The 4,024-nt window shown below is 59.4% G+C and carries 3 protein-coding genes; all 3 read right to left on the reverse strand.

Translation table 11 applies throughout. The features are described 5' to 3' along the window. Positions 1 to 249 precede the first annotated feature (249 nt). From D3273_RS27270 to D3273_RS27280, 3 genes are read right to left on the reverse strand one after another with little or no spacing between them, the layout of a single operon-like run. Positions 250 to 1,983 carry an ADP-ribosylglycohydrolase family protein gene (locus D3273_RS27270; protein ID WP_129230135.1) on the reverse strand — a complete coding sequence of 578 codons (1,734 nt, stop codon included), beginning with the start codon at positions 1,981 to 1,983 and terminating at the stop codon, positions 250 to 252. Then, positions 1,947 to 2,609, reverse strand: a complete 663-nt coding sequence (locus tag D3273_RS27275) for a DarT ssDNA thymidine ADP-ribosyltransferase family protein (protein ID WP_129230136.1) — start codon at positions 2,607 to 2,609, stop codon at positions 1,947 to 1,949. Before D3273_RS27275 ends, D3273_RS27270 begins: the two co-directional genes overlap by 37 nt. After that, complete coding sequence (locus D3273_RS27280) at positions 2,606 to 3,952, reverse strand: 3'-5' exonuclease (protein WP_342634292.1); 1,347 nt, start codon at positions 3,950 to 3,952, stop codon at positions 2,606 to 2,608. Before D3273_RS27280 ends, D3273_RS27275 begins: the two co-directional genes overlap by 4 nt. Positions 3,953 to 4,024 lie beyond the last annotated feature (72 nt).

The raw sequence follows: 4,024 nt of genomic DNA on the forward strand, positions 1-4,024 counted from the left end.
CCTTCATCTGGACCGCCTCAGCCGCCAGCGTCATGGCCAAGCTCAGGGTGCATCAAACGAATGACTCAGAGCACTAGAGGAGCTTTGACCGCTTAAGGTCAAACGTTCTGGAAGCCAAATGTAGAAGGTCCGTAGCGCGACCGGTGCAATGCTGATATAAAATCTCATTGCTCGGCGGGAGTTATTAAGGCCATGCTGGGCCACTACGGCTTGGCTCCTACGCCTAAGCAGCCCGCCGTCGCAACGATGCTAGCCGCGTCTCCGTCGTTCACGGGCCAACTTGGCTTTCGCGATTATGGCTGCGAATGCAACGGCAGTATCAGCCGAGCCTGTTTCCTCAAGAAGCCTATTGAACACCCGACCAATTGTGAGGTCGTCGAAGTCACGGTTGATGACGACATCAGTCCAGTAGTCTAAGCCTGATCTCGGCGGATGGCCGAGTGCCTCACTCGACCTCTGCGGCTCTCGAGCATCCTTGCGCCCTGGATCGAACAGGGTCGCCTGACTTTCCTTTGACGAGGAAACCGCTTTCCGAAAAGGAATTGGCGCCTGTCGCTCGCCAGGTAGTTGTGATCCTGAGAGGTTGTCTTTCACCACCGCCCGGCGCTTCGCGAGGATCGTCTGTCCGAAAGGCAACATGAACCACTGCCAAATGGCATCACCTGCTGCATACTCCGGGCTGATCGGGTCAAGCGTGCCCAGCCCAGCCAACGCGTAACCGCGGCCATTCAAACCAACCGACGCCGTTTGACGGTTGGGGGGCGTCCAGCGCCCTAAATCAGGATAGGCGAAACTGTCCTGCGGCCGACCATCGGCTATCGCCGCAAGACGCATTGCTTCCTGAGTTATATAGTCGCGATCCTGTATCGCCCATTCCGGCTCGCTCACGTGGACGCATCCCAGAACGGCTCCTGCCATAGTCGCTATCGTATCGGTGTCGCTCTCCAACTCGTTGGCGGATAACGCAAGGGCTTCGCCAATAGGCCGATCACGGTAAAGCCAAGCGAGCGCTGCCGCAGCAAGCGCCGTTTTCAAGCCGGAACCGCGGAAGTGCGGCTCGAGACATCCGATTCGTTCGAGCACCGCCCGGTAAGACTTAACAGGATCTCCGTCGAGGATGTCGCGGACTCTAACGACATCCCCGGACGCCTCCGACTGCGTAGCCCGGATTGCCGACTCGATAGTGAGGCCGGCGTTGGTCTCCCAGGCCGACTGCCAGAAAGCAGCCAGTTGCGGGTCGTCCGCAATTAACTTCGGAACGAGGCTCAGGCCTTCAATGAAGTGCAGCCAGTCCGACGGTTCTGGGACCGAGCGGTTCTCTAGCGCATGGGCGACACACATCGCATGGAATACTGCACCGCAGAAGCCATGCGGGTGACCATGGGTGACCAGCGAGTCCCTCAGGACGTTCGCGATCATACCATTCATCGAGCCCGCGGCGGCAGCCCAGACGTGCGGCTGAATGCGCATCGCCGCTCCATTCCCGCCGCCCGCTACATACTTTTGACCGCCGCTGTCGAAGAAGTTCGAAAACCAATTGACGCCGCGGCGCGCAAGATTGCTCGCAGCAGCCTTCGTACCAAGCCCCGCACCAAGCGCGTAACTCGGCCAAACGGTGACCTCGATCTTCGCGAAAGCCTCCACATCGAACTCGCCGTCACCGCGAATAGCGCGTGACACCGCCAACCGCAGCTGAGTGTCGTCGGAATAGGTGCCAGCCGGAAGATTAACCCTAGGCCCTGCTTGGCCACCTACAATACGCTGCCATCTGACAGGCACTGAAACTGTGTTCGATCCAGTTCTGTGGGCGACGCCTGCTTCACCTCGGGCGAGTTCCGTCATCCAGCCCAGCGCGTCGCCGGCCGCCGCCCACAGCGCGGAACTGACGACCGCCTTCTCCCGCGAGGCGCGCTCGCGAGCAGGCACTATCGTAGATTTCTCGACGCTCAATTCTTCTTCCCAAGAAATTTTGACTGCGACCATACAACCTCGACATCGGGTAAGCCGAACTCTCTCAGCCAGCCCGCTACCTGATCCTGATGTTCCTCCTCCCGAACATATACACGCCGGAGAAACTGCGTCGAAACCGACGAAGGATAAAGAACCTCGGCCTGCTCACAGGTCGGCAGGTTCGCGGTTCTGTTTCCCCGGTAAGCCTTCCACGTTGGAGATTTCCTGTCGATCACCGGAGCGAAAAGCGCGTTCAGCCCAGGGACGTCACGCTCGCGAAGGCACAAGTCATAAGCGTTGTTTGTCGTCGCGAACATCACGCCCGCATGGGTCATCACGGTCACGTCGAATGACATAACGGTCCACCAAACGTCTCCTTGCGCATGCCAACCTTGGGAAAATTCGAAATAGCGACGATTGATTTCAGAGATTGAGAGATTGACATAGTCGAGCCAGTTGTCGCTCTTGTCGAAGAAAGCGCCAGCTTCTGGCCTCACCGCCGCGTTCACGTGAAGGATGTGCTGGAGATATTTGTCCTCGGGCAGGCGGTGGCGTGACTGAAGCGCTCGGCTCGCCAGGGTGCCTACGAGGCCGCGGTTCGTGGTAAAGTGCAGCACCTCCTGGATGCCGCGCTGGTCGATGATGTCCTGCACCGTCATACGTCGACCTGATCGAAGGTACCAGCGCCGAAATATTGAGTGAGCCTTGACTGTTCCCCCGGCTTGTACCCTACGACCACTTCCTTCCGCGCTCGCGCGACCGCAACGGCCAGAAGCCGCCTGAGTACGAAGACCTCATCGTCGAGCCGCTCGTCAGGGTAAGGCGTGTTCTCTCCATTGAAACCAAGTATAAACACGTAATCGAACTCAAGCCCCTTGGCGGAGTGAAATGTCGAAAGCGCCACGTTATCGTCTCCCCCAGGCCAGTCTTGCTCTCGCGTGATGTCCGTCCAGGCGATGCCTCGAGCGCTAAGTTGAGCCTTGATGGTCGCAAACCACGCGCCCGCCTGCGGCTTCAGAAAGGCGACCGAGTCCGTCTCAAGGTTCACGTATTGAGCAATGTGAGCGATGGCCCACGCGGCTTGCCTGCCGTAAAGGCCTCGCAGCACCTTCGGCTTCGGCCCGCGGCTGGTCGCAGCAGCGAGATTGGGTAGCACACCATCAGGCTCCGCACCGACGCCGGTCAGGATTGAAGCCGCGAAAGCCGCTATCTCGACCGTATTGCGGTGATTGGCGCGAAGCGTGTGAACGCGTTCCGGCCTGATGTCGAAGCCCGCCTCTGCCCACGTGAACCCTCGAGCGTAGATCCGCTGAACCGTGTCGATGACGAACGTGATCGCATGATCCGGCGCTAAATGGCGTCGTATCGCGCGGAGTTGATTTGCAGAGAAATCCTGGCTTTCGTCTACGATTACGACATCGTAGCCTATCGGATCGATCTCTCGGCCCATGCGCACCGCAATCGTGTTCCAGTCTTCGCTACCTTCGGCCCGCAGCCACGCTTGGTACGGGTATACCACTTCGTCAAGAATGCGTCGACGCAGCCGTCGATCCACGCGCGGCGTCGCGCCGCGACCTGTACGCTCGGCCGTTATGTAGCTCTCAAAGTTCTCCGGCTCGAAGCGTCCAAGCAGGTACTCAACCTCCTTCACGATGTAGGCTGGTGTCAACTCTGCCAACGTCGTCGCGAGCAATGTCAGCCGCGTGCGCGCTCTGTCAGTCTGGACATCAGGGAACCCGAGCGCCGACATGGCCCAACGCCCGAACGTATCGATCCGCACATCGACGTCAGAGTTCGGTGCGATCTGATGTTCGGCCAAATCCCTAATATAACCCGCCAGCGTCCTGTTGAAAGTAAGTACCAGCACCCGAACAGGAGCTTGGAGTGCTAGACGCCCGTGGCGGGCAGCGAACATCAGGCAGAGCGATCTCAGCCGCAGTAGGGCAGTTGAAGTCTTACCACTGCCGGCCGCTCCGCAGATGACCTCGACACCGAAGGTAATTGCTCACGAGGTCGTGCTGCCGTTCAGGCCGGCACGGCGATTGGCTGGCCTCGCAGCGTGAGGCGGATGGCA

Source organism: Lichenibacterium minor (genome assembly GCF_004137685.1).
Lineage (GTDB): Bacteria > Pseudomonadota > Alphaproteobacteria > Rhizobiales > Beijerinckiaceae > Lichenihabitans > Lichenihabitans minor.